20 protein-coding genes and 1 other RNA gene are annotated in these 22,350 nt (G+C 53.3%); 12 read left to right on the top strand and 9 right to left on the bottom strand.

All coding sequences use genetic code 11. The annotated features are described in order from the left end of the window. The 4 genes from G583_RS16790 to ppk2 form a co-directional block, all read left to right on the top strand. Positions 1-221 (top strand): hypothetical protein (locus G583_RS16790; RefSeq protein WP_029629468.1); only part of this gene is annotated, 221 nt, incomplete at its 5' end. A 404-nt stretch (positions 222-625) separates the two neighbouring features. Further along, positions 626-1,111: a pyridoxamine 5'-phosphate oxidase family protein gene (locus tag G583_RS0109765; RefSeq protein ID WP_022870995.1), complete on the top strand. Its 486-nt coding sequence runs from the start codon at positions 626-628 to the stop codon at positions 1,109-1,111. A 404-nt stretch (positions 1,112-1,515) separates the two neighbouring features. Then, positions 1,516-3,606 carry an acyltransferase family protein gene (locus tag G583_RS15460; RefSeq protein WP_022870994.1) on the top strand — a complete coding sequence of 697 codons (2,091 nt, stop codon included), beginning with the start codon at positions 1,516-1,518 and terminating at the stop codon, positions 3,604-3,606. Between the two features lie 242 nt (positions 3,607-3,848). Beyond that, positions 3,849-4,766 (top strand): polyphosphate kinase 2, encoded by a 918-nt coding sequence (ppk2, locus tag G583_RS0109755; protein ID WP_022870993.1) that lies wholly within the window; start codon positions 3,849-3,851, stop codon positions 4,764-4,766. An 86-nt stretch (positions 4,767-4,852) separates the two neighbouring features. Here the strand turns inward: ppk2 and epsC are convergent, their stop codons facing one another. The 4 genes from epsC to G583_RS0109735 all read right to left on the bottom strand — a co-directional run bounded on the left by epsC (position 4,853) and on the right by G583_RS0109735 (position 8,455). Then, a complete protein-coding gene (gene epsC, locus G583_RS0109750; RefSeq protein WP_022870992.1) occupies positions 4,853-5,437 on the bottom strand; it encodes a serine O-acetyltransferase EpsC in 585 nt (194 codons plus the stop codon). A gap of 163 nt (positions 5,438-5,600) precedes the next feature. Beyond that, positions 5,601-6,536, bottom strand: a complete 936-nt coding sequence (gene cysK, locus G583_RS0109745) for a cysteine synthase A (RefSeq protein ID WP_022870991.1) — start codon at positions 6,534-6,536, stop codon at positions 5,601-5,603. An 80-nt stretch (positions 6,537-6,616) separates the two neighbouring features. After that, the gene (gene msrA / locus G583_RS0109740) at positions 6,617-7,174 is read right to left on the bottom strand and encodes a peptide-methionine (S)-S-oxide reductase MsrA (RefSeq protein ID WP_022870990.1); all 558 of its coding nucleotides are present in this window, start codon (positions 7,172-7,174) and stop codon (positions 6,617-6,619) included. A 132-nt stretch (positions 7,175-7,306) separates the two neighbouring features. After that, complete coding sequence (locus tag G583_RS0109735; RefSeq protein ID WP_022870989.1) at positions 7,307-8,455, bottom strand: PucR family transcriptional regulator; 1,149 nt, start codon at positions 8,453-8,455, stop codon at positions 7,307-7,309. A gap of 195 nt (positions 8,456-8,650) precedes the next feature. Between G583_RS0109735 and G583_RS0109730 the strand changes: the two genes are divergently transcribed. Both G583_RS0109730 and G583_RS0109725 read left to right on the top strand, forming a co-directional pair. Further along, complete coding sequence (locus tag G583_RS0109730) at positions 8,651-10,684, top strand: hydantoinase/oxoprolinase family protein (protein ID WP_022870988.1); 2,034 nt, start codon at positions 8,651-8,653, stop codon at positions 10,682-10,684. A 2-nt stretch (positions 10,685-10,686) separates the two neighbouring features. After that, positions 10,687-12,675 carry a hydantoinase B/oxoprolinase family protein gene (locus G583_RS0109725; protein WP_051129705.1) on the top strand — a complete coding sequence of 663 codons (1,989 nt, stop codon included), beginning with the start codon at positions 10,687-10,689 and terminating at the stop codon, positions 12,673-12,675. Positions 12,676-12,847: 172 nt separating this feature from the next. On the opposite strand, the gene G583_RS0109720 is transcribed toward G583_RS0109725, so the two are convergent. Next, entirely contained in the window at positions 12,848-13,891 is a 1,044-nt protein-coding gene (locus G583_RS0109720; RefSeq protein WP_022870986.1) for an NAD(P)-dependent alcohol dehydrogenase, read from the bottom strand. Between the two features lie 120 nt (positions 13,892-14,011). Beyond that, the gene (locus tag G583_RS16400) at positions 14,012-14,893 is read right to left on the bottom strand and encodes a C40 family peptidase (protein WP_022870985.1); all 882 of its coding nucleotides are present in this window, start codon (positions 14,891-14,893) and stop codon (positions 14,012-14,014) included. A 393-nt stretch (positions 14,894-15,286) separates the two neighbouring features. On the opposite strand from G583_RS16400, the gene G583_RS0109705 reads away from it, so the two are divergent. Both G583_RS0109705 and G583_RS0109700 read left to right on the top strand, forming a co-directional pair. Next, positions 15,287-16,195, top strand: coding sequence for a Nif3-like dinuclear metal center hexameric protein (locus G583_RS0109705; protein WP_051129704.1), 909 nt, complete (start codon positions 15,287-15,289; stop codon positions 16,193-16,195). A gap of 7 nt (positions 16,196-16,202) precedes the next feature. Beyond that, a complete protein-coding gene (locus G583_RS0109700; RefSeq protein WP_022870982.1) occupies positions 16,203-16,943 on the top strand; it encodes a zinc ribbon domain-containing protein in 741 nt (246 codons plus the stop codon). On the opposite strand, the gene G583_RS0109695 is transcribed toward G583_RS0109700, so the two are convergent. Next, positions 16,935-17,684: a YaaA family protein gene (locus G583_RS0109695; protein WP_029629464.1), complete on the bottom strand. Its 750-nt coding sequence runs from the start codon at positions 17,682-17,684 to the stop codon at positions 16,935-16,937. The two genes, G583_RS0109700 and G583_RS0109695, sit on opposite strands and share 9 nt — an antisense overlap. 64 nt (positions 17,685-17,748) lie before the next feature. Between G583_RS0109695 and rnpB the strand changes: the two genes are divergently transcribed. From rnpB to G583_RS0109685, 3 genes are all read left to right on the top strand, one after another. Then, positions 17,749-18,106, top strand: an RNA gene (rnpB, locus tag G583_RS16405) — RNase P RNA component class A. Positions 18,107-18,136: 30 nt separating this feature from the next. Next, entirely contained in the window at positions 18,137-18,862 is a 726-nt protein-coding gene (locus tag G583_RS15450; protein WP_022870980.1) for an HNH endonuclease family protein, read from the top strand. A gap of 121 nt (positions 18,863-18,983) precedes the next feature. Next, positions 18,984-20,444, top strand: a complete 1,461-nt coding sequence (locus G583_RS0109685) for a glyceraldehyde-3-phosphate dehydrogenase (RefSeq protein WP_022870979.1) — start codon at positions 18,984-18,986, stop codon at positions 20,442-20,444. 168 nt (positions 20,445-20,612) lie between these two features. Here the strand turns inward: G583_RS0109685 and def are convergent, their stop codons facing one another. Further along, the gene (gene def / locus G583_RS0109680) at positions 20,613-21,233 is read right to left on the bottom strand and encodes a peptide deformylase (RefSeq protein WP_022870978.1); all 621 of its coding nucleotides are present in this window, start codon (positions 21,231-21,233) and stop codon (positions 20,613-20,615) included. Next, the gene (locus G583_RS0109675) at positions 21,234-21,539 is read right to left on the bottom strand and encodes an antibiotic biosynthesis monooxygenase family protein (RefSeq protein ID WP_022870977.1); all 306 of its coding nucleotides are present in this window, start codon (positions 21,537-21,539) and stop codon (positions 21,234-21,236) included. 182 nt (positions 21,540-21,721) lie between these two features. On the opposite strand from G583_RS0109675, the gene G583_RS16395 reads away from it, so the two are divergent. Beyond that, a complete protein-coding gene (locus tag G583_RS16395) occupies positions 21,722-22,333 on the top strand; it encodes a TetR/AcrR family transcriptional regulator (protein ID WP_022870976.1) in 612 nt (203 codons plus the stop codon). Positions 22,334-22,350 lie beyond the last annotated feature (17 nt).

Genomic DNA, 22,350 nt, shown 5'->3' with positions numbered 1-22,350 from the left:
TCAAGGCTTCCGGGATCCTGTCACAGCCCCAGCTTGATGAGTTAGAGGCCCTATATCGCAGTCTCAACCCCGCTCAACTGACCCGGCAGATCTTGACCTACCAGGACCGGTTGATGAGCCGGGCTAAAGATAAAACCCTGGCCATGGTCGCCAACATCGAAGACAAACAACACGCCCGCACCGCCCGCCAGAAAACTGGGGTCAAAACCAAAACCGCCTGACCCGGCCATTTCGCGCTCAAATACTGTGAGGCACAACAACCCGCTCACTTGAGCCTTGGCGCTCACGATCTATGAGGCACCACTTAGCGTTCGCGCTCACCTTGACATGAGGCACTCCGCACATGTCATCGCAACGTGCAGTAGGCCATGGTGTTCTTCCAGCTATACCTCGATTGAAAAGATATTTGGTGGTGGCGTCTGGTAGACCAAGTTTCAAAAGTGACAGAAAGTATGTCCCAACCAGCTGTTCCATGAGTCTAGGCTGGTTGTTTGCTCAAGATGTTCTCAAAGTCCACTTTCCTTCGATGCCAGACAGTACAGCTTTGCAATCACGCGTGTTAAGTTGGGCTAGGTGGAGGCTTAGTGCATCAACTATGTCCCACTATTGTCTACAAGGAGGTAATGTGAGTTCGAAAGATCCGGTAGAAAACTTATTACAGAAAACTCAAGACGCCAATATCTGTATGTTCACCACGACAGAGGATGACGGCAGCCTGGTGAGTCGCCCAATGGTAATCCAGGCAATTGACGACGACCACACGATATGGTTCATGACCCGCGTTAACACTCCGGCTATGCAAGAAGTCGCCGGAGGCCAACAAGTCAACGTAAGTGTTGCAGAGAAAGGGTTCTGGGCTTCGATTTCTGGGGTTGCCACGGCTGTCCAGGATATAGACCGTAAAAAAGAATTCTGGTCGAAAACCACCGAGGCATTCTTTGGCGATGCTAAGCCGGAAGATCCAGAAGTTGTTCTGCTGAAAGTGACCCCCGAAACTGGTCAGTATTGGGACTCACCAGGACTGCCCGCTATGGCTGTTGAACTGGTGAAAGGATTGAAGGGCGATAACGAGGCTGCTCGACCAGGCGAAAGTCGCGAAGTAGATCTCTAAATCGAATGTTTCGCCACGTCACTGGCTTACAGCAGCTACCATAGCTGTTGTAAGCCAGTTGCGTTGTTCAGTGATGAGAGAGTTTTCCAAGGTATCTCTAGAGTGTTTGGTCACCGTATGAGCTTGAAACGCCCAGACCACTGTTCTTCATGTGCGGCTTTCGGCTGCCTGGGGCAGCTTATTGCCATGTCAGCTGCCCCTGCCAGTATGGTGTGCTGTTTTGAACAATAGAACTGCCATACATATCTAAGGGTTAGACCTCGTCGTATAAGAATCCGAGATCCGTCGAGGTTTCTTTCAGCATTGCGTACTACCGTTGTTGGGAAGATCTAAGCACCCTACGATCCTGTGGAGTCCGCCCAACAATGACGTCAGCAACGGTAAAGCCGCCGAAGGAACCAGCCGTGAAGGCAGGTTCGGGGTTTAGGCCGGACATCCAGGGTTTACGTGCCATCGCAGTAGGTCTTGTCCTGCTGTACCACGCAGGCGTGACCTGGCTACCCGGTGGTTATGTCGGCGTCGACGTCTTCTTCGTAATCTCAGGTTTCCTCATAACCGGTATGTTGGTTCGCCAGTCCCTAGAAAAGGGCCGAATTGATCTCGCTGATTTCTATGCACGGCGCATCCGACGAATCTTGCCCGCGGCAACAATTGTCCTGGTCTTCGTTGCTATCTTCACCCTGGTGTTATTGCCTCGAACACGATGGGAAAGTATTGGCACCGAGATCGTGGGCAGCGCGCTGTACGTTGTGAACTGGGTTTTTGCAGATGGTACCGACTATCTTGATGCCGGTTCCGCAGCAAGTCCGCTGCAACACTTTTGGACGCTGGCGGTAGAAGAACAGTTCTATATCGTCTGGCCCGCACTGATCATGGGCCTGTTATGGTTAGCGCAACTCGGTTCAAAGCATCGGGCTGATCCTGATGCGCAGAGTGCAAGAATTCATCGCTTTTTACAGATCGGTGTTGGCCTGGTCATCATCCCATCAGGTATCTGGTCGATTTACTACACGCAGACGAACCCTGCGCCAGCATACTTCGTCACAACCACAAGGCTTTGGGAGATGGCGATCGGTGCGGCCATTGCCATCTTTGTGGTGCACCTTGAAAAGATTCCCCAGAAGCTTGGCTATATTCTCCAAGGTGGGGGACTCGTGGCGATTCTGGCCGCGGGAGTTTTCTTCACAGATGCCACATCTTTCCCAGGGTATGCCGCACTGCTGCCGACACTTGGTGCTGCTGGCGTCATTATCGGAGGTATGTCTGGCCGAGCCACAGAAGGCTTCGCCGTTGTGCTGAACGTTCGACCCATGCGTTGGGTTGGTGATCTGTCATACTCGCTGTACCTATGGCACTGGCCGCTAATTGTCTTTGCGACATATTTCTTCGATGCCACCTTGCCGGTATGGGCAGGACTCGTAGTGGTCGTCTTAGCGGTCGTTCCTTCGTGGTTGAGCTACCAGTATGTTGAGCAGCCTTTCCGGGACTGGCAGCGGTTGAAGGAAAAGTCCGTGCGTGCTCTCCGCGCCGGAGGGGGTTTGATGGTGACTACTGCTGCCTGCGGTCTGATCGTTCTGGTCTCATCTTATGTACTGGCCCAACAAAATACCTCGACCACGGCAGGAGGCGAACCACAAGGTGCTGAGGTTGTCGAACAAGAGCCGGATGCGGTGGAACCTGTGAAAAAAGCCGAAAGCATCAATCCCGATGTGACTGAAGCACAAGAAGACCTTGCAGTTGCATATGAGGATGGTTGTCATGTGGATCAGGTTGAATCCGGTGTGAAGTCATGCGTGTATGGGAATGAAGACTCAGACTACGTTGTGGCGGTCGTAGGCGATTCCCATGCCACACACTGGGTGCCCGCATTGGAAAAGATTGCCGAAGAGCATGACTGGCGGCTGGAAACCTACACCAAGAGTGCTTGTGCCCTCAACTCAGTGGCTGTGAATTACCAGGGTAGTTTCTACGAGAGCTGCTATGACTGGAACCAGCAAGTTATGAAAGAACTAGTTGGCGCTGATGCCCCAGACCATGTCGTTGTCAGTGCGGCCTCGTATCCTGCGGCAGAGAGTACCGATGTGCCAAAAGACGTGAATACCGGGGAAATACCTGAGGGCCTGGCAGACGCGTGGACCAAGCTCCAGGATGAAGGTATGGGCGTGACCGCTATCCTTGATACACCGCGCCTGGACTTCGATGTTCCGGAATGCGTCGCAAAACATCCGGATGAACTCACCGAATGTTCTGAGAACCGCTCAGCTGCGCTCGAGGCCAGTGCCTATGGAGACATGCAGCAGGCGGCTGAGACCAGTGCTACGGATACGGTGGATCTATCCGATATGTTCTGTTCCTCGGATTCGTGCTCTGCCGTAATCGGTGATGTGCTTGTGTGGCGCGACCAGCATCATATGACCGCTACCTATTCCGAATCGCTCACAAATAGCCTGCAGCAAGAGTTACGCGCAGAATCTTCCCTTAAATTTGTCGAGTAGACGCAAGCTGAGATCGTTCAAGTGTCTCATCCACACCTTGTGTTGTGTTTGAGTTTAGGATGACGCGCAGGTTAGTAAAATTTGAAAAGTGCCGTAGGCGAATATCCGATAGATTCCTTCTTGTATTTACCTGTTGTTCACCGTCCAGTGGTTAAAATAGCCAGTCTACGCATGTAATTTGTGGCCGGGTCGTGCACAATACCTAGTAGATGTTTTATGTGTTCGCAAAGAAGGAGTATCCCGTGTTCGAAGAACTCATCCCTGACCAGCCTCGTCAGAATCTCCGCGAGTTCATCGACACCCTTCGCGACGGTGGCTATCAAGTGACAGACGGTCATACACCGGACCCAGACCTGATTGATCCGCTGGGCAAAGCGGTTGAAACCTGGCGGGAAAATTATCCGTACTCTGAGCGTTTGTCGCGTGAAGAATACGAGCTCGAAAAATACTATCTCCAGATTGAACTACTAAAGCTCCAGTATTGGGCTGAAGATACTGGCCAAAAGATTATCGTCGTGTTCGAAGGCCGGGACGCTGCAGGCAAAGGCGGTACTATTCAGCGGTTCACGGAGTACATGAACCCACGTACTGCGCGTACTGTCGCGTTGAATAAGCCCACGGAGCGCGAAACAGGACAGTGGTACTTTCAGCGATACATTAATCACTTCCCAACGGCAGGAGAGATCGTGCTCTTTGACCGCTCCTGGTACAACCGTGCCGGAGTAGAACGGGTGATGGGCTTCAGCAACGAAGATCAATATCACACGTTTATGAACCAGGCACCGGTTTTGGAGAAGCTGCTGGTCGACGACGGTTTTGCGCTCATCAAGTTCTGGTTCTCCGTGACGCAGACCGAACAGCGGACTCGTTTCGCAATTCGGCAGCTGGATCCGGTTCGCCGCTGGAAACTGTCGCCTGTTGACCTCGAAGCGTTAGATCGGTGGGAGGCTTATACCGAAGCCAAAGAACTGATGTTCCTACACACCGATACGGATCATGCACCATGGATCACCGTGAAATCGAACGATAAGAAGCGTGGTCGGCTTAACGCCATGCGCTATTTCTTGAGCCAATTTGATTACGAAGGCAAAGATCATGATGTCGTGGGTGTCCCAGATCCACTGCTAGTCATGCGCGGGCGCGACGCAGTAGGCGACTAAAGGCGCTTAACAAAAACTGACCCGTGGGGTGGAGCTACCTGGAAAAGAAAGCTCAACCCCACGGGTCAGTTTTTATACCGTAGATCTTAGATCCACATTGCAGGATCAACGTATTCCGCTGGGTCTACCGCAGGCTTGGCCTCTTCGGCACGCCGGTGACGTGTTTTCGCAGGGATTCCTGTTGCAATGGAGTCTTCCGGAGTGTCTTTAACAACCACCGCGTTTGCTCCAACCGCCGTGCGCGCACCAATCACAACCGGTCCTAGTATCTTTGCTCCCGCCCCAACAACAACCTCATCTTCCAGGGTTGGGTGGCGCTTTTTCTTCTCAAGTGACTGCCCGCCAAGGGTCACACCGTGGTACAGCATCACGTCGTCACCAATTTCGGTGGTTTCCCCGACGACTACACCCATACCGTGGTCGATGAAGAAGCGTCGGCCGATCTCTGCACCGGGATGAATTTCGATACCAGTAAGAGCTCGGTTGAGCTGCGACAGAAGGCGTGCGGGAGTCTTGAGCTGCTCTGTGTGCCACATTTTGTGTGCCAGGCGGTGCATCCAAATTGCGTGAAGACCCGGATAACCCGCAACGACCTCGAATGTACTGCGTGCGGCGGGGTCACGGTCTTTGGCGGCCTGAACGTCCTCGCGGAAGCGGCTTAAGAATCCCAATGTATACCTTTCGAGAAAAACTGTTGCTACTAGTGCTACTAGGCCCAACACGGGTGATGGCATAATTATTCTATGTTGAGGCATCCCCGCGAAGTAAGGCTTAAAAGGTTCTGCCTTCGGCAGTTGTATGTGCCGAAGGCAGAACGGATAAATAGCGTATTATTTAGCCGCGAATGTCTTCGTAGAGCACAGTGGAAATGTAGCGTTCACCGAAGTCGGGAATGACCGCGACGATGAGTTTGCCGTCGTTTTCTTCCTTCTGTGCTTCATCAAGCGCTGCAGCAATGGCTGCACCCGATGAGATGCCGCCGAGAATGCCTTCTTTTGCACCCAGCAAGCGAGAGTTCTGCACCGATTCTTCCAGTGTGGCCGCATATACGGAGGAGTACAGTTCAGTGTCCAAGACTTCTGGGACGAAGTTCGCGCCGATACCCTGAATCTTGTGGGGTCCTGGTTTACCGCCGGAGAGAATTGGTGAGTCGGCAGGCTCTACCGCGACAATTTTGATGTCCGAGTTCTGTTCTTTCAGGTAACGCCCCGCACCGGTCAACGTCCCGCCGGTACCGATACCGGATACCAGAACATCGACTTTGCCCTCGGAAGCGTCCCAAATCTCGGGGCCGGTGGTGTTGTAGTGAATTTCAACGTTGGCCTCGTTGGCAAACTGTTGCGCCAAAATCGAGTTCTCGGTCTCCTCAACGATCTGGGCTGCCTTCTCGACGGCACCGCGCATGCCATCGGCACCCGGAGTCAGAACGATTTCGGCACCGTATGCCCGCAGCATCACACGGCGTTCGTTCGACATGGTTTCCGGCATCGTGAGAACCACGCGGTAGCCGCGTGCAGCACCCACCATGGCCAGAGCGATACCGGTGTTACCGGAAGTACCTTCAACAATGGTACCGCCCGGACGGAGCTTGCCGGATTTTTCGGCAGCGTCAACGATTGCTACCCCGATACGGTCTTTGACAGAGTTCGCCGGGTTGTAGAACTCAATCTTGACGGCAACGTCACCTGGGAGACCTTCCGTGAGGCGGTTGAGTCGAACGAGGGGAGTCTCACCGACTGCCTGAGTGATGTTATCGAGCATCTTTGCCATATGGGCATCATCCTTTACGGGTGCAAGCGTTAAAAAGTGTTCTTGCGTTTAATAATAGAAGGTCGCGTAGTAAATCGTCATTATCGTAGCCATGCAGAGTAATGTTTGCGAACGTTGGCCAGTTTAGGGTTGATGACAACCTGGCAATATCCCCAACTTGGGTTCCGCTGGTAAAAGTTTTGATGCTCTTGCTCTGCGGGCCACCACGGTTGGTTTTCTTCGATCGTGGTCACGATCGGCTCAGACCAGAATTGCTGGTGCCGTTCGATAGCATCTGCAAATAGCTGCCGATCTTCATCTGACTGTGGGAATAGTGCAGAACGATATTGGGGGCCGACATCTGCACCCTGGCGATTCAACGAAGTCGGATCGTGGGAGGCAAAGAGCATATCTAAAATGGTGTCGGCATCGATGATGTCCTGATCAAAGGTCACTTTCACTGCTTCAGCGTGACCTGTCTGCCCGGTGGTAATTTGCTCGTATGTTGGATGATCGACGTGACCACCAATGTAACCGCATTCTGAGGCGACGACACCTTTGGTTTGACGATAAACCGCGTCCTGACACCAGAAGCAACCACCGCCAACAATGAGTGTTTTGAGATCGCCGTTTTCTTGTGAAAGTTCTGCTTCGCTCATATCAAATACAGTACACATACGAAGTGAATTATTCCCAGATATAGTGAAGACAGATTGTTGGTAAGCATATGGTTATCCATGCTTGTCTATGCCGGATGAGATTCCACACGTGCCGCCTGGGCCACGTAGTAATTACCCACTAAGCTCTTGTTGTCGTGACCGCAATTCATCATAAAAGCCTAAGCATAAGTTCGCGATAACCCAGGGGTCTGACAAGGAGCTACCAAGGCTTCGCTCAACCTTTTGCATCCGGTATCGAAGAGTATTTGGGTGCACGTTTAACGAGCGGGCAGCATTCTTTATGTCCAGGTCAAAAGACAAAAATTCTACGAGCGACTCGAGCAGCTCGGTATCGTTTCTGAGCGTCTCGCCATACCGCATCAGAACGTTCCTATCGAGACGGTCAACTGAGACAGAAACCATCCAATCGACGGGGTTCATGGCCCCGGCATACACCAGATTTGCCTTGGGATATGTCCCTCGTCGCGCATTATTTTTTGCGTGTCTGAGAGCGATTTTTGTAGCTCGGTACATATCTGGGTACATGGACAAGCTGACAAATGGCTCGGATATTGCGGTAATAAAGAAGTCTTCGAGCATTTTGGCTAACTCGGCGACCAGGGGACCCTCCGGTACTAAAAATTGCCAACTGTCCAGCTTCGATTCAGCAACGAGGATTGGTCTGTCATCGGTGTATCGGCGAATTGCTTTCAACGCGTTCTTGACCGATCTCTCACGAGCTTCATGAGACTTTGACGCTTCGCAAATTATGATCTGGAGGTTGCTAAAAGGCGCATATCCAAATTGCTCAAGACGACGCCAATAGCTGGGTTCTTGGCTGACTAGAATTCCGATCTCTAGATCTTGGAGCGTTTTTACAGAACTTACCGCGCGTTGTGCAAGAGAAGTGCCATCGATGGAGGCAACTGTTCCAAGTATAGTCGCTAAAGCTTCAAAGATCGCTGCCGAGATGTTCTCCAAGTGCTCCCGGTCCTGGTTGGCGAGCGCGACGAAGTAGTTCTGTGATCGAACGCCAACGCGTCCGGCCAACACCAACCATCGACCAATGGGAACAGGTGTTGGTGACTCTTCAATTTCGACGAGATTGTCCCTGATAAGTATTTTTGGCGCACTACCTGCTGAAGAAATAACGGCGTGATCCGTATCAAAAATCACCGCAGAACCTGCGCATTGTCGTGCCATTTGCCGTACCAAGCCGTCAAAAGGATTGTCTGAGTTGGCTGCATACAGTAAATCCCGCAGAATTTCGGCGTTGTTCATAGCGTCTCTTTCGTTTTCCACTAGCGCGTCGACATGAATACGACGGGTCCTCCGTACCCAGTTAAAACCAAAAGTCGGTAGTGACCAATGTTTGGACATTTCACAAATTAGAGAATGAATATTTTTGTTTGCTCCATTGAGACATTATGTCACCGAGGTTTACGATATGACTCACATCACAAATCAAGGAGTGTTATGCAAGATCTTCGTGTAGCAGTGGACGTGGGCGGAACCTTCACTGATGTTTGTATTTTTAACAACAATGACCATTCAATGTCGGTTACGAAGGTCCCTTCGACACCGCACGATCCGATGGCTGCGGTCCTAAACGGCATCGAGCGTGGCGACATTGATTTGAGAAGAGTTGAGCTCTTGTCGCACGGCACAACCGTTGCAACAAATGCTCTCATCACCAGAAATTTTCCGACTGCTGCAATGGTGACGACCGAAGGCTTCCGGGACACTATTGAAATTCGTGATGGGACAAAAGACGATCTTTGGGATGCTTACAAAGATGTGTCAGGTCCCTACCTGCGTCGGCGCGATCGGTTCGAGATTCCTGAACGCACTGATTATTCGGGAAAAATTGTCAAAGCTGTTCCCGAAGACGAGGCAGTGGACTTAGCCCGAATCCTCATGAAGCGTGGCGTCACGACTGTGGCCGTGTGCTTTATTAATTCCTTCATTAATCCGGAAAACGAAAAACGGATGAAAGAAATTTTGCAACGCGAGATGCCAGAAGCGAGTATTACTACGTCGGCAGATATTCTTCCCGAGATCTTTGAACATGATCGCTTCAACACGGCGATTGCGAACGCATTGCTCGGTCCACTGGTGTCAGGATACGTCGGAAATCTCGAGGCTGAACTCGTGAAAGGAGGTTACCAAAGCGACTTGCTGCTCCTGCATTCAGGCGGAGGCTCTATGACCCCCTCTCTTGTGAAGGAATTTCCAATCCGTCTTGCGGCTTCAGGAATCGCTGCCGGTGCGATTGCTGCTCGCCACGTTGCTGAACAGAGCGGCTTTCCCAATGCTATAGGCCTGGACATGGGTGGAACCTCGACTGATATTTCCCTGGTGACTAATGGTGAGCTACACACAACAAACCGTTGGGAAGTTGAATACGGGCACCCAATCCTCTTTCCAAGTATCGAAGTCCTGAGTATTGGCGCTGGTGGTGGCTCCTTAGCGCATATCGATATAGCAGGTTCGCTTCGAAACGGACCACAGTCAGCCGGAGCCGACCCCGGGCCAGCATGTTATGACCGAGGCGGGACACAACCAACAAACACTGATGCAAACCTGCTGCTTGGTCGTTTGGGGGATGAGCTTGCCGGTGGGGAGCTGCACCTCAAGAGGGAACTGTCTAAAACTGCGATCGAAGACGGTGTTGCCAAATCGCTTGGTTTAGAAGTTCCCGCAGCCGCCGAATCAATTCTCGACATTGCTAATGCGAACATGGCTGATGCAGTCCGTCTCGTCTCCATCCGACGAGGGCTTGACCCGCGAGATTTCGCGCTTGTTGCTTTCGGCGGTGCAGGAGCCCTTCATGGTGCCGAAGTGGCCCGGGAACTTGACATTCCAACAGTGTTGGTTCCGCCGAATCCTGGTGTGACTTCTGCAATGGGCTGCCTTCTTGTCGATATACAACATGATCTTTCGGGCATGTTCACAGCAGATACGACGCAAGTTGATGAACATGAACTAGATCTGCAGTTCCGAACTCTTGAGAAGACTGCGGCTGAGCGTCTGTGGAAAGAAGGCGTCTCTGAAAACGACTCCATTATCGAACGAAGTATGTCAATGCGGTATCAGGGCCAATGGCGTTCTTTGGAAGTTCGCATGGGGGGCGGTCCAGATGCTCTAAGCGAGGCTATCGAGAGTTTCCACAGTGAGCATGAACGCCAATTCGCGCTCCGGCAAGATGACAAACCAGTGGAAATATATCGGATCGAGGTCCGTGCGCTAGGAAAAACTCCTAAACCGAGTTTCAAACCCGCCGAAAAGCAAGATGCCACACCACAACCTGTGGCAAGCAGGTCAGTTTATTTCGGCGGCTCGTGGCACGACACCCCCGTCTATGACAGGGCCGATCTTGGATTCGGGATGAAAATCGTCGGGCCCGCGATTATTGAACAGCTTGATAGCACGATCGTTGTCCCTCCCGAAGATGTTGCGGAAATCGATGAGTGGCTCAATATCAGAATTAATCTTTCAATAGGAGCGTAATGATGACTACGGCATTGAACGAAGCTACAAACCAACAGGAAAATACATTGCACCCAGTGACCTTCGAGGTGCTGAAAAATGCGTTTGCTACGAGTGTCGACCTTATGAGTGAACAGATCCTGAGGACTTGTTACTCCTTTGTCATTTATTCTCGTGATTTTTCTTCTGCGCTCTGCGACGCTCAGGGAAATACCGTTATGCAAGGCAGTGGTGACATTGCTGTCCATGTCGGTACGCTACATTTTCAATGTAAAGCCGTCTTAGAACAATTCGGCGACGATATAAACCCCGGGGATGTCTTCGCGATTAACGATCCTTATCGCGGCGGGACACACATGAACGATGTGAGTTTCATTCGGCCGATATTCGTAGGCGATGAAATTGTTGGGTATGCCCAAAACAAGGGTCATTGGGCGGATATAGGCGGAAATGTTTCGGGGTCCTTTGATGTGAGTGCAACCGAACACTTCTCGGAGGGCCTGCGAATCACACCGCTTCGAGTTTGGAGGAAAGGTGAATTTCTCCATGATGTTGCTCAGTTGCTCGTGTCGAATACCAGAGCCCCTGATCAGGCTCTAGGGGACTTACGTGCCCAGGCCGGTGCTACAGCAGTATGTGAGCGGGAAGTGCTTCGACTAGTAGAAAAATATGGCAAATCCACTGTCTTGCAGGCTATGCAAGAAACACAGGATTATGTGCAACGAACCGTTCTGGAACGGATAGCAGATCTTCCCCACGGTGAATGGCGGACGGTTGACTATCTGGATGAGGATCCGGCAAAAGGTGAAGGCTTGGTTCCTATTCACATCAAGATGCGAATAGATGACGACGGAATCCATTACGATTTATCCGGTTCTTCGCCTGTTGTCGCAACTTTCCTGAATTCGGGATATGGAACAACACATTCGGCTATCTACGCTGGTACCAAGAGCTTCTTCCCCGATGTTCCTCTCAATTCGGGCTTCTATGCCGCTGTCACAGCAGAGATTGGTGAGGAAGGGACTGTTGTCAACGCAGGTTGGCCCCATGCTGTAACCGGATTCTGTTCGGGACCGTATGAAAAGATCATGAACGGCATCTTTGAGCTCTGGAGTGCGATTATGCCAGAGCGTGCTATGGCCTGCGCATTCAACCTCGAGTACTTGCTTGTGGGAGGCCATGATGCCAGAAGCGACGCTCATGACTATTTCATGTGGTACGACTGGATGGCCGGCGGCTGGGGCGGTCGTGCGACAAAAGATGGATCGTCAGCCACATCACCCGTATTTGGTACGGGCTTAGCTGTACAGCCAGTGGAAGGCCAAGAGCGTCTGAACCCAGTATTGACGACCTCTCATAATATTGCAGTTGACTCAGCAGGGCCAGGCAAACATCGAGGCGGTTTTGGTGTTCAAAAGGGTGGGACGCTAACCGATGCGACGAGTACCGTGATGAGCTACTGCTGCGACCGAGGGCGATCAGTGACCTGGGGCATTAACGGAGGGCTACCGTCGATTCCTCACGGTGTCTGGCTGAACAGGGGCACTGACAACGAAAGATACCTGGGAGCTACCTTCTCAAATGTCCCTATCGTGCCCGGCGACACCTTTACTAGGCCTTCAGCTGGCGGTGGCGGCTTCGGCGATCCGATGGAACGGGATATTGAGGCAGTCTTAGAAGACGTTATCGACGGCTATGTTTCGTTGGAGCGAGCCCGTAAAGATTACGGCGTAGTCATTCATGAAATTGACGCTGAGCTTGATCAATACGAAGTTGATCACGCAGCGACTCAGGAAGCGCGTGACGATATCCGTCACAATCGTCAGAAGTGGTTGCAAGAAGCACCGGAACAGGTCGCGCAATGGTACCTAGAAGGCAAAATCGACGTGCACGATGCGGTACGTCAATATGGCGTGATCCTAGACTGGGGAACGGCAGAACTATTCCCGAAAACTACTGAGCAGTATCGAGAATCTATGCAGAAACGCTCGGCTGTTTACTGGAACGAATAAGCCCGGACGCAAAAAGGGGGCTTGAGCAGAGATTGTTTTGCTCAAGCCCCTTTTCTGCTGCCTGCCTCAGGCTTGGCCTGGTGCACCCGCGCTATAAGCATCGCACGAGCTCCGGGGCAAAGCATGGTCGAGGAACGACTATTGATGCTGTGTAGGGCAGACGACTGGTCGACTAGATAGTCTTCGCATCAATCACGAATCGATACCGCACATCTGAGCGCACAACGCGTTCGTAGGCTTCATCTACGTCATCTGCGCTAATAACTTCCACTTGCGAAGTGATGCCATGTTCAGCGGAGAAATCCAACATCTCCTGGGTCTCTTCGATACCACCAATATTGGAACCGGTCAGTGATCGTCGCTGCGACGTCAGCGAGAAGACACTGAACGTCTGAGCATTCTCAGGTAGGCCAACGAATACCATCGTGCCGTCGAGTTTGAGGGTTTTCAGCAGCGCATCAACATCGATGTCTGCTGAGACCGTATTGATGATGAGATCAAACGTGCCGCGCAAGGCCTTGAGCGTGCCTTCTTCACCGGTAGCGCGATAGTCGCTGGCTCCGAATCGACGACCATCGTCTTCTTTTGACCGGGTCTGCGATATCACCGTGACGTGGGCGCCCATCGCATGCGCATACTGGACAGCCATATGCCCAAGTCCACCCATGCCGATCACCGCCACATTCATCCCCGGGCCGGTATTGTAATGCCGCAGTGGTGAATACGTGGTGATACCAGCACACAGCAGGGGAGCGGCCGTCTCAAAGGCAATGCCCTCCGGAATACGCAGCACGTAGTCCTGTTTGACCACGATATGGGTCGAATAGCCGCCGTAGGTGACCTCGCTCTCATAATCCTTACTGTTATAGGTCATTACAGCACCCTGCTCACAGAACTGCTCTTCTCCTGCCTGACACGGACCGCACTGACCGCAGGAGTCCACAAAACAGCCGACACCCACTCGGTCACCTACCGCGAATTTGGTGACACTGGGGCCAGCCTCGGTGACAATACCGGCAATTTCGTGACCAGGGACCATCGGATACATGCCAGGGGCCCACTCGTCCCGGGCGTTGTGAATATCCGAGTGACAGATACCGGCATAGGCGATTTCAATCAGTACGTCATCGTGACCAACAGCGCGCCGGGTGATCGTGCCGCGCTCAAATGCAGTGCTTGGGGCATGGGTCAGTAGTGCAGGAATCTGTGTTGTCATAGTCCAGGTATATCAAACTTGTGTAGGAGACCAACAACGCGAAGAGTCAAGGCGGTTAACCAACTTCGCGGTGGTACCAGAATCGGTACCACCGCGAAGTGACGGAAAACGGGAGTTTGCTTAGTAGCGTGCCACCGTATTCATTGGTGGGTTGTACTGCGTGTATGTTGACAGGGAATCAATGCTGATACCGGCCTGTGGGTTACGTGCCTGAGCGATCTGACCGTCGCCAACGTATACGGCTACGTGATAAATGCCGGAGGCAGAACCGTTATTTGACCAGAAGATGAGGTCACCTTCTTGAACATTGTCGAGGCTGTCATGCGAGCTTGCTCCGCTGAACTGAGCACTCGAGGTACGTGGAAGTTCCACACCTGCCTCAGCGAAAGCGGCTTTCGTAAATCCGGAGCAGTCGTATGCGCTTGGACCGTTAGCACCATACTGGTAGGTGGCACCCGAATTTACGATATCGACCGCGGCGCTTGTGGCAGCCGTCGTACCGGTAGCTGAACCAGAGCCGGTTGATGCAGTGCTCACCGTGCTGATGTCGCTGTCTGCGCTCGCGGTAGAGGTTTCACCCGAGGTTAGGCCAACGCCAGCATCTGCGCTCTGCCCGGAAGACTCAGCGGAGGAGGCATTGCCGGACAGCTGCAGAACATCACCGGGGTAGATAACGCTAGAGGTGCTCAAGCCATTGGCATTTAACAGCGCATCGAGTGCCACGCCCTGGGAGCTGGCAATCGAAGCCAGGGTGTCACCGGTCTGTACAGTGTAGGAGCCTGATGAGCTGTTCGAAGTAGTATCGCTGGAGCTCGATGAAGTGGCAGGAGCTGGTGCATCGTCCATGGCTGCATTAGCCGGCGCCATACCGATGAAGGAAGCGCTAGCGGCGGTTGCCAGAGTAGCGATGCCCATGGAGAACTTCTTGTTCCGACGGGAACGCAGGGCTAGCAGTTCAGCGTTTTCGGCTTCAATGCGGGCTCGGCGAGTGGTGAAGGTCATGTTGTTACTCTCAGTAAGATGGCAGAAAATATTGCTTGTCTGGACCACGGACATCTTCTTCAAGACGTATCGTTATCAGAACGTTATTAACCGTGGCACTCCTGTTATCATTTCGCAACTTCCGTGAGCGCGTTTTTCGCCCGAGTCTGGCGTAAATTTGGGGATGGTCCGCAGCATGGTGGCGATTCGGGAAAAGTCTGACAATTTCCTGTTATTGTTCTGTGATCTTCGTGTGGGGTTGATTTTGCTCCATTTCTCGCAGACTTGTCTTGACCGCACGCGGCATAGTGTCGCCACGGTGTGCTGAGACGTCTTCATTCCGCGAGCGGTTGTCCAAGACCACTGGCAGGTTAAACAGTGATTTCATTGTCAACAGCAGGCACAATAGACAACATGGCATCATCGCAAGCATCAGAACATTCTGTCGTTCATCCAACGCTTTCCCAGGTCATCCAAGCAATGGAAGCACTGTGGCCGGTCAGCTTGCAGCAGGGGTGGGATGCTTCCGGCATCGTTGCCGGCCGACCCGAACAAACGATCCAACGCATTCACTGGGCTGTCGACCCAGTCCAGGCAGTCGCTGACGAAGCAGTAGCCCATGGGGCCGATCTGGTGGTGACACACCACCCCCTATTCTTGCGACCGGTTACTTCAATGGCGGCGACAACGTTTAAAGGCAAAGTGCTGCACACACTTGTCGAGAATTCCTGCGCGCTCATTACCGCTCATACCAATGCGGACTCGGCGGTCGGCGGTGTCTCTGATGTACTAGCAGAAATCTTGGGCTTGGAAAACGTGGAGCCATTGGCGGCCGCAGAGGAGGGCTTGACCGAAGAAGGCATCGGCAGAGTAGGGACACTCCCTACAGCTCTACGCCTCGAAGATTTTGCAACGCGGGTATATGGGTCCCTGCCTGCCGTCGCCGGGGGTGTCCGCGTGGCCGGTGATCCAGACGGGATCGTCTCTAAGGTGGCGATTACCGGGGGAGCCGGCGATAGTCTGTTCGACGATGTGCGTCGGCACGAAGCCGATGTTTATATCACAGCTGACCTCCGTCACCATCCAGCCTCAGAAGCCAGAGAGCAAGCCATGGCGGAAGCAGACCGACCCTATTTGATAGATGTGTCGCACTTCGCTTCGGAATGGTTGTGGCTACCAGCCGGAGCGAAAGCTTTGGAGCGTGCTCTTTCAGATGAAGGTCTCACCGTGACCACAGCTGTATCAGCCATTAATACCGACCCGTGGGACTTCATCTTGACCTCGGGCGACGAGACCAAGCAGATCGACAACGAAACGGAATAGTTGAAACATGAGTATCACCGCGACCACACAGCAGCAACGTCAACTTCTTGATCTGCAGTCACTCGATAGCCAGCTGACCCGGTTGCGAACTCAGCTGAGCGAACTGCGAGATGATGCTCAGTTGGCCGAGCTGCGTAAAACGGGAGCCATGGCAGTAGACCATGCTAAAACTGTTCAAGCTCGCGTTGAAGAACATCAGGCCGCTTCCCAGCAAGCAGAGCAGGCAGTTGAAGAAACCACCAAACGCAGAAACAGTCACCAATCTCGACTGGATGCAGACAAGGTCTCGCCTCGCGATGTTCAGGCAGTCACCATGGACATTGCGGAACTGACGGTCCGCATTGATCAGCTTGAAGAAACACAAGTTGAAGCGATGCAGACGCTGGAAACTTCACAGACAGACTTAGCCAACGCCCAGGCTGCGATCGCCGAAGCCGAACAAGCCGTCAATGTCCGGATTGCAACGATTAACGAGCAGGGGCAACAGCTCTCGAAACAGGGCAAAGAACTCACGGTTGAACGGGCCGCCCTAGCTGAGACCCTGCCGACGGACCTGGTGGCTGAGTATGAACAGCTTCGCGATGCCAATCACGGGATCGGCGTTGTTGAACTGACACCGAAGGGCCTGTCTGGCGCCGGTCTTCCGATTGCCCCTGCCGAGCTCGCTGAGATTAAAAAACTTCCTGCTGATCAACTGGCTTACTGCCCAGATACCGGTGCGATCTTGGCCCGAACCGAGCTAGTTTAGGACGATCCGTAGCGAGCCCGCCTTTTTCTCAGTTGGCGACACGAGTTCAACCTCGTAGAGCTCGCTGACTGCCTCTGCGACCTGTTGAACCGATCCCAGAGGTTCCTGGGCGTGGTGTTGCAGTAGATGTCTGGCAACATAGCCGCGCGCCTGCTTGGCCCAGTGGGACACAACTTTCAATTCGCCATCGACACGTTGAAACACATCAATAGTGACCGTGCGAAACGGGGGAGTTTTCCAAAACGAGCGGTAAGTTGTTGAGCGACAATCAATAATCGGACCACTGCCGTAGTCCGCCAGTTGATCGGTGAGGCGCGCACGCCACCAGGTGCCCACATTCCCAACACCCGGCAGCTTAGCTGTAGCAGGATAGCGGTAACTTGGAATATTGTCCGATAGTCGGGTCACACCAAACAGGGCCGAAAATACGAGGGTGAGATCGTCGTCAACATGCTCGAGTGCGCCGTAATCTAGGGCATCAAAGAGTACCCCCGTATATACCTGCCACGCTGGGGCAGTCGGGGCCTCAAGCAGGTGCTGATTTGCTGCGATTTCTTCGTGAAGAGACTTGCCGACTGTCAAAAGTTCGTGTGCGTTGCCCAAACTGGAAACAACTTCTAGCTCCTGAATAAGCGTCCGGCGTTCTCCAGACAGTTCTGGAAAGATCAAATCATCAAACGCGAGCTGATCGCCGTGCTCAGGTGCGGTTTTACCTTCAGAAGGGGGCAGCAAAATTAACATAAGTTTGAGTGTAGTTGTTCGAATTACGTTCATCGGACAATGTTCGGTAAAGTGAGATTTTCGGGATGGAGTTGCGGGTGATCGCGACAATACGTCGAGGAAAGTCCGGACACCACAGGGCATGATGGTGGGTAACGCCCACTCGGAGCAATCCGCAGGCTAGTGCCACAGAAAGTAGACCGCCTCCCAGGAGGTAAGGGTGAAAGGGTGGAGTAAGAGACCACCAGCGGGCGCGGTGACGCGCCCGGCTCGGTAAACCCCATCCGGTGCAAGATCAAGCAGAACACGTTATGAGGCTGCCCGCCCAGTGTTCGGGTTGATCGCTTGAGTACTGCGGCAACGCAGTCACCAGATAGATGATCATCAGCCAATCGGAGTATTCCGAATGGCCACAGAATCCGGCTTATAGCACTCCATCCCGTCCCCACACCACACGTCTTGAAAGTGCAATAGTGTCTCAGCGTCGCCGGAAAAAGTCGCAGCTCGCCAAGCTGCCGCTGCCGATAGCCATTGTTGTTGTCGGCGTTTATCTCATCGCCACATTCGTCCTTCCAACCGAAAAAGATTACGTGCCCGCAGAAGGTACGGCGCTAGAACAACTAGAAACGCTGGAGGTTAAGGGACGTGCCCCGAAAACCGGATACAGCCGTGATGAATTTGGCGACGGCTGGTTAGACCCTGACGGTAATGGCTGCGACGGGCGTAACGACGTCTTGAACCGAGATTTAGAGAGCGTCGTACACGCCGAAGATGGCTGCAAAGTGCTCACCGGCGTGCTCCAAGACCCGTTTACAGGAAAGACCATTGATTTCACCCGAGGTGCAGAAACGTCGATGGACGTGCAAATCGACCACATTGTCGCGCTATCTGACGCCTGGCAAAAGGGCGCCCAGCAATTATCGGCAGAAGAACGTGCACGTTTCGCTAATGATCCAGTCAACCTGCTGGCCGTCGACGGACCTGCGAATAGCCAGAAGTCGGATGCTGACGCTGCGACATGGTTGCCTCCCAACAAGGATTTCCGTTGTGAATTTGTGGCTATGCAGACAGCGGTAAAGGCAAAATATGATCTTTGGGTTACCGAGCCCGAGTACGGTGCGATCGTTGACGTGCTCTCCGAATGTCCTGATGAGCCCGCATATACCACCGAGGGCGAGCTGCCCTTACTTCGCCACTAGCGCCATGACTTTATGAACGCTACGTTTATCGGTATCCTTTGCCCTGAAACGCTAAGATGAGAATGTTTTCAAATAGGTTGGCCGTCCGCCAATCGCACACTATGAAGAAAAGGACCACATCGTGGCAGATATCACCGCCAGCACGCAGGAGACTCTACAACAATGGAGTGAACGTGAGCAGTTGGCTGAGCAAATGGTTCCGCTCATTGGTTCGTTGTACCGCAATAACAACATCGTGACCTCCATTTATGGTCGGAGCCTCGTTCATCAGTCGGTAGTCGACATCTTGAAAGCACACCGCTTTGCTCGCCAGGTTGATGAATCAATTCTTCCAGTCGAAGATTCGTTTGCGATTGTTCAGGCAATGTCAGAGCTCAACCTTGGTGCTGGCTCGGTGGACCTGGCTCGCATGGTCAAGAAGTTCCGTGAAGCAGGCGGCGACGCGAAAGACTTCGTGCGCAATGAACTCGCCGATATCGCTGACAAGAATGGCGAAGGCCTCGGCGACACCACCGATGTGGTGCTCTACGGTTTCGGACGCATTGGCCGTCTGCTGGCCCGCATCCTTCTCGACCACGCTGGTGGCGGTACCAAACTTCGTCTGCGTGCGATCGTTGTTCGTCGCAACTCTGACGACGACATCATCAAGCGTGCCTCCCTGCTGCGTCGCGACTCAGTACACGGTGCCTTCAACGGCACCATCGAAGTCGATGAAGATGCCAACACCATCACGGCCAATGGCACCAAGATTCAGGTCATCTACGCTTCTGACCCAGCTTCACTCGACTACACCGAGTACGGCATCAACAACGCCATCGTGGTCGACAACACCGGTGTGTGGCGCGATGAAGAAGGCCTGGGCCAGCACTTGAAAGCGAAGGGCACTTCCAAGGTCATTCTGACCGCACCTGGTAAGGGCGATCTGAAGAATATTGTCTTCGGTGTCAACACTGATGACATCACCCCGGAAGACACCATCATCTCGGCTGCTTCCTGTACCACCAACGCTATTACTCCGGTATTGAAGGTCCTCAACGATGAGTACGGCATTCACCACGGTCACGTTGAAACTGTTCACGCGTACACCAACGACCAGAACCTGATCGATAACTTCCACAAGGGTTCCCGTCGTGGTCGTGCAGCTGGGCTGAACATGGTGCTCACCGAAACCGGTGCGGCAACTGCGGTCGCCAAGGCGCTGCCAGAACTGTCCGGAAAACTCTCGGGTAACGCCATCCGCGTTCCAACCCCGAACGTCTCCATGGCGATTCTCAACCTGGAACTGGAAAGCACAACCTCACGCGACGAAGTCAACACCCGTCTGCGCCAGGAATCCCTGACCGGCCCACTGAGCAAGCAGATCGACTACATCTACTCACACGATGCAGTTTCCAATGACTTCGTGGGCTCCAACCGCGCCGGCGTGGTCGACGGTCTTGCAACCATCGTCAACGAAGGCTCCAACGGTTCCAGCCTGGTCCTCTACGTCTGGTACGACAACGAATACGGTTACTCCACACAGGTCATCCGTGCGGTAGAAACCATGGCCGGTGAAAACCTGCCGGTATTCCCCAAGAACTAAGGCTACTCACTAGGACATAGGCCGAGAGCCCTACGATGTGAGGTCGCTGCGAACAGGGCGACCTCACATAGCGTTGAAGCACTGGAGCCACGGTGTCCAGGCAAGCAAAAAGCCGCTGCAACAGGGTGAATGTTGCAGCGGCTTTCTGCGTGCGGAAGGAAAAGCGGCTTAGCTTTCTTCTGCTTCGTTGGCAGCTTCAGCGTCGTGGCCAAATGGATCTTCGTCATCACCGGGCATCCACGTATTGCCCGCTGTGGTCCAACCCTGCTTTCGGAGTTCCTTTTTCCAACGCTTTGACCAGCGCGGATTGAGCCGATTGACGTACAGGGTGGCGTTGAGGTGATCAAACTCGTGCTGCAGGATCCGTGCAAACCAATCGTGGGCTTCAAAATCAATGAGCTTGCCGTCGACGTCAAAACCCTGGAGACGAACGTGAGCGGAACGCTTCAACGGGTAACCAAGAGCAGGTACTGAGAGACAACCCTCCGTTTCGCTATCCGGATCTGGATCTTCCTGCGAAACCTTCCCCAACAGGGTCAGTACGGGATTGAGTACTTCGCCCTTGGTGGGAGCATCTCCGGTGTGTTCGAACTCCCACGTGAAAATACGCAATCCAGCTCCGACCTGGGGTGCGGCGAGACCAACGCCGCGGGCAGCCTCCTGGGTAACGTGCATATCGGCAACTAATTGACGAATGTCGTCGTTGATTTCTTCAACTTCGGAAGCGCGGTTATGCAGTACCGGATCGCCATGGATGACGATTGGTAGGATCTTTCCTTCTGCGGTCACTTACAGCTCCACGATGTCGAATTCGAGCAGTTCAGCATCGCTGGCTACTGGCTTGCGTGGTTTGCCGTCCTGGTCTGCATGTGCTGCAGCGCTATCGCGAGAGTCGCGCCAGTTTTCGTAGTCTTGGCGTGACGCCCACTGGGTGTATACAAAGTACTGGGTGTTGTCACCGGTTGGGCGCAACAGATTAAAGCCCTCGAAACCTGGTGCCTGGTCGACTGCATGCTTGCGGGCTGCAAAGCGTGCTTCGAGTTCGCTACCTTGACCTTCTGGAACGCTCAGAGCGTTAATAACCACGATCGACACGGATGTCTCCTTAAATTACAGGGCTGGGGTTTCCTGCCGGGCTCATTGCCTCAAACATAGATACATGCTTGGCATCATGTACCGACATTACCGAATCTCTAGATGTGACACCAATGCGCGAGCGGAACACAGTTAGCGTTATAGTCCCAGTATCACCATGTTGCAGGGAGGCAAGAAATAGGATGGACGCTGTAGAACCGGCACCGGAAAAAGCACCGCGGGGGCGACCACGCAGCGCGACGTCACATCAAGCCGTGCTCAATGCTGTAGCGCGACTGCTTGATGAACAGCACCAGGACTATGAAACCCTGACGATCGAAGGTATTGCTGCTGAAGCCGGCGTTGGTAAACAGACCATCTATCGTTGGTGGTCCACCAAGGCTGCCGTACTGTTAGAAGCTATTTTGACCGGCCACGTCAAAATGCACATTGGCGAAGTCGACGACACCGGAGATCTTCGAGAAGACCTTAGCCGATGGGTCCAGGTGCTTCGGACGAATCTATTCGATGCCCAAAGTGTATCGCTTGCACGGGCGTTGGTATCAGCGGCCATTATTGAAGAGGTCAACCTCGAGGACTACCTCACCCAGAACGAGCTTGAACTGACCGCCATGCCGTATAAGCGCCTGATAGCAGAGGCCCGACGTGGGGGTCTGCGCTCGGACGCCGATGTATCAGCAGCCCTTGGTGCACTGGTGTATCCGATTATTTTGCGACTGATTTCCGGAGTGACTCCCGAGCCTGAATGGTTCGATGCGTTGGTCGACGTCGTCGTCAATGGGGTAGGGCGCTAAGTTCTGTCGCGGATTTT

This window comes from Yaniella halotolerans DSM 15476, assembly GCF_000420805.1.
GTDB classification, from domain to species: Bacteria; Actinomycetota; Actinomycetes; order Actinomycetales; family Micrococcaceae; genus Yaniella; species Yaniella halotolerans.
Note: the sequence above shows the minus strand (reverse complement) of the source record. Positions and strands in the feature narration are given on the sequence as shown.